General features: G+C 70.7%; 6 protein-coding genes. 1 reads left to right on the plus strand and 5 read right to left on the minus strand.

What is annotated here, in order from left to right:
• The 5 genes from BFF77_RS29955 to BFF77_RS29975 form a co-directional block, all read right to left on the minus strand.
• Positions 1–1,900: FtsK/SpoIIIE domain-containing protein (locus BFF77_RS29955; RefSeq protein ID WP_066956216.1), on the minus strand; the 1,900-nt coding region annotated here is incomplete at its 3' end.
• Between the two features lie 87 nt (positions 1,901–1,987).
• The gene (locus BFF77_RS29960) at positions 1,988–2,314 is read right to left on the minus strand and encodes a DUF6257 family protein (protein WP_066956218.1); all 327 of its coding nucleotides are present in this window, start codon (positions 2,312–2,314) and stop codon (positions 1,988–1,990) included.
• A 77-nt stretch (positions 2,315–2,391) separates the two neighbouring features.
• Positions 2,392–2,583 (minus strand): hypothetical protein, encoded by a 192-nt coding sequence (locus BFF77_RS29965; RefSeq protein WP_066956221.1) that lies wholly within the window; start codon positions 2,581–2,583, stop codon positions 2,392–2,394.
• The gene (locus tag BFF77_RS29970; protein ID WP_066956223.1) at positions 2,580–2,978 is read right to left on the minus strand and encodes a DUF6251 family protein; all 399 of its coding nucleotides are present in this window, start codon (positions 2,976–2,978) and stop codon (positions 2,580–2,582) included. The genes BFF77_RS29965 and BFF77_RS29970 overlap by 4 nt, the downstream gene beginning before the upstream one ends.
• Before the next feature lie 2 nt (positions 2,979–2,980).
• Positions 2,981–3,160 carry a hypothetical protein gene (locus BFF77_RS29975; protein ID WP_066956226.1) on the minus strand — a complete coding sequence of 60 codons (180 nt, stop codon included), beginning with the start codon at positions 3,158–3,160 and terminating at the stop codon, positions 2,981–2,983.
• On the opposite strand from BFF77_RS29975, the gene BFF77_RS36355 reads away from it, so the two are divergent.
• A partial coding sequence (locus BFF77_RS36355) for a hypothetical protein (protein WP_211280349.1) occupies positions 3,161–3,344 on the plus strand: 184 nt, incomplete at its 3' end.

Here is a 3,344-nt window from a genome sequence, read left to right on the forward strand (position 1 = left end):
GGAGGTCCGTCAGGTGGTCGGCGGGCTCGTCGGCGGGGGTGCCGGCGGCGGGGGTGATGCCGTCGCGCAGGGCCAGGGCCCGGTTGACGACGGGGGTGATCTGGTCGGTCTTGGAGTCCTTGCGGACGTAGTAGGCGCGGACCAGCTCGAACGGGTTCTTGGTGAACCCGACGGTCAGGGCGGTACCGATGTTCTCGGCGGGGTTGAGGGTGGTCGCGGTGATGCCCGCCTTGTGCTTCCCGGTGCCGAGCAGCCCGTCGTTGGCGACGTGGTCCCCGACCGCGAACGCCACACGGTGCGAGGTGTTGCGGGTGACGTCCTTCGGGATGCTGTCCGCGGTCGGGGAGACCGTCACCCAGATCAGGGTGATACCGACCTTCCGGGCCTTCTTCATCACCTTGACCGCCAGTTCGGCGGCCTCCTCGCCGTACTTCTTGTGCATGAACAGCTCGTGGCACTCGTCGAAGACGACCACCTTCGGGCGCATCCGCGGGTCCCGCTCCGCGATCGCCCGGGTCAGGGCGACTTCCTCCCCGCCCATCTCGTCGAGGAGCTTCCCGCGCTGGGTGACCTCGTCCCGCAGCCCCCGCAGCGCCTTCAGCGCGGCCTCCACCTGCTCGTCCTCGTCGCCCTTGACCAGGTTCCGCAGGCGGGGCTTCATCACGTCGTAGTCGACGTTGTAGGCCATGACGTAGACCTCGATCTCGACCAGCCGGTCCAGCATCGCACCGAGCAGCAGGCCCACGACCAGCGACGATTTACCCGAGCCCATGATCCCGCCGACCATGTAGTTGGCGGCCATGAGCTTGCCGCCGACCGGCTCGCCGCGCTGGGAGACTCCCAGGGGCACGCCCTTGAAGTAGTCGGCCTCCCCCTCCGCCAGCAGGGGCCAGTCGGGCACCTTCCCCGACAGCGAGCCCTGATCGGCCACCCACAAATCGAGTACGCCGGGCTGGTTGTGGGGCTCGGTCGGCCATACCTCCACGGGCTTGCGCAGCAGGTTGTGCGCCAGCACCTTCTTCTTGCCGTTGATCATCTCCACCGTGACACCGAGCGGAAGCTGAAGCTGGGTGTGCCAGCCGTTGCCCAGCCGCCCGGTGCCGGAGACCCAGCGGGGTTGCCAGCCTTCCTTGACCGCCTTGTTCAGCGGCGCGATGCCCAGGTGCCGCAGCGCGTCCAGGATGGCGCCCTCATCAGGGACAACATTCTGCGTACCGCCTTTGGCGGCGGGCATCGTCCACGCGGGGGCCGCACCGCGGGACCGGCCGAGGGCCCACAGGCCGAGCAGGGTGAGCCAGGGGGCAAGCGTCACGGCCGGGTCCCACAGCACACCGACGATCATGCACATGGTGTGGATGAAGTCGACCATGCCCATCGTCGGGGCGATCACGTCCCCGATCTCACCGCTGGAGACGGCCATCACGGTGCCGATCCCGAGGAGAGCGCCCTCCACCACGGCCGCACCGACCACGGCGGACTTCGCCAGAGCCGGAACGCCCGTGATCAGGGCCATCCGCCGCGCATGGCGGTCCTGGCGGAACCGGTCCGCCTTGTCCTGCCACTCCGCGGCCACTTCCGGCTGGCCGGCCGCCTCAGCCGCCTTGATCATCCGCTGGTGCACAGCCGTCGTCCGGCCGTCCCACCCGCGCCGGGCCAGCACGACCGCGCCGCCCGCCACGTAGGAACTGTGCCGCGCGGCCAGGCGCAGCCCCGTGCGGGTGCGCTGATGCGTCAGAGCCGCGCGCAGCCTGCCCCGCCGGGCCCGGGACTCGGTGTCCGCGTCCGGGGCCGGAGGGGTGTCCTTCACCAGGCGCGGCCCGGTGGTTTCGGCCGTAGGGCGGTGGTCGTTGAGGTGGTGCAGGGCGCCCACGGCGGAAACCTTCGTTGTCGAATCGGTCATGATGGGATACCTCCTGCTCTCCTGTGGAGCGGTGGGCCCGGGACGGCCGGACTTCCTTGGCCGGGTGGCGGCCGTCCCGGGGCGTGGCTAGAGGCCGATGCGGCGCGCGGCCTGCTCGGTACGGCGCAGGGCGGACTCCGCGTCCCTGCGGGCCTGGCGGGCGGACTGCTTGCCGTCCCGGGGGGCGGTGCGTTCGGCGGTGCGCGCGGCGGCCACCGCGTCCTTGTCCTTGTCGAGCTGGGTGGCCATGGCGCTCCTGTCACGCCAGGCCCGCTCCTCGGCAGAGTCGTCGATGCGGTCAAGCTCCGCTTCGATCCGCGGATCGACCGCATCGGCGCCGGCCAGGGACTGCTTGGCGCCGCGCGCGACCAGCCATGCACGGCGGGTGCGTTCAGCTCGGGTGTACGTACGCATCGGCAACTCCCGTGTTCTGGGCCGGACTGTCCGGCTCCCCGTCACCGCCCGCGCGTGTCGGGCGGATCAGGCAGCCGTCAGGCCGGTTGCAGTTGGTCGGGGCGGAAGTCGGGCCAGCCGCACAGTGCGTCCAGGAAGCCGCTGCCGAGACCGTCCACCAGCAGGGATCCATCGGTCTGGATGTAGACGACCGTGCCCGTGCGACCCCTGGCCCACCGGTACTTACCGGGATCCACGACCGTCACGCGGTCGCCCACGGTGAAGCTCACGACCGCCCCCTGCGGCCACGACGGGACTTCGGGGCAACCTGCGCGACAGCCGCGGCAGCGTTCTTGCCGTCCGTGCCGCCGACCGCCCGCACGACCGTGACCAGGCCGTACGTGATGGCGACGACAACCAGTGCGACCACGGCCAGCGAAACGGCCATGGAGGTGATCGCGGCGATCAGCATGGGGCCGAAGTAGACGGACGCTCCGACGGCTCCGGCACCGATGCCGGAGCCCAGGGCGACACGCTGCATCGTCCGGTCCGGCGGGGCCTGATGGATGTGGACGACCTGCGGGCCCCCGCTCTGCTGAGGGGCGGGCAGGGCGGCCGGGTCGATGTAGACATGCTGGCCGTCCGGGAGCTGGACGACCGTACGCGGCGCGGGGAGCTGCTCCATCGTCACTTCTCCTCGGTCTTGCCGCCGAGGACGACGTCACCGTGGAGGGTGCCGCCGCTGTGGCCGACCTGGTCACCCATGACGATGCTGCCGCCGAAGGCGACGCTCCCGCCGGTCACGGTGATGCCCGCCTGCGCGAGAGCCTGCTGAATCTGCTCCTGAGTCTGGTCGTTCTTCGACACGTGTCCTCCGAAGTAGCCGGGTGGTGCGGTGCGTGCCCCGGGCCCGATCTGATCGGGCCCGGGGCACGCACCGCACCACCCGGCTACTTCGGAGGACACGTGTCGAAGAACGACCAGACCCAGGAGCAGATTCAGCAGGCTCTCGCGCAGGCGTGCATCACCGTGACCGGCGGGAGCGTCGCCT

The sequence above is a fragment of the Streptomyces lushanensis genome (assembly GCF_001700515.1).
In the GTDB taxonomy this organism is placed as follows: Bacteria; Actinomycetota; Actinomycetes; order Streptomycetales; family Streptomycetaceae; genus Streptomyces; species Streptomyces lushanensis.

Excerpts from the sequence above, each read along its gene's own strand:
- BFF77_RS29960 (WP_066956218.1), bottom strand. The coding sequence starts at position 2,314 with ATGCGTACGTACACCCGAGCTGAACGCACCCGCCGTGCATGGCTGGTC.
- BFF77_RS29970 (WP_066956223.1), bottom strand. The coding sequence starts at position 2,978 with ATGGAGCAGCTCCCCGCGCCGCGTACGGTCGTCCAGCTCCCGGACGGC.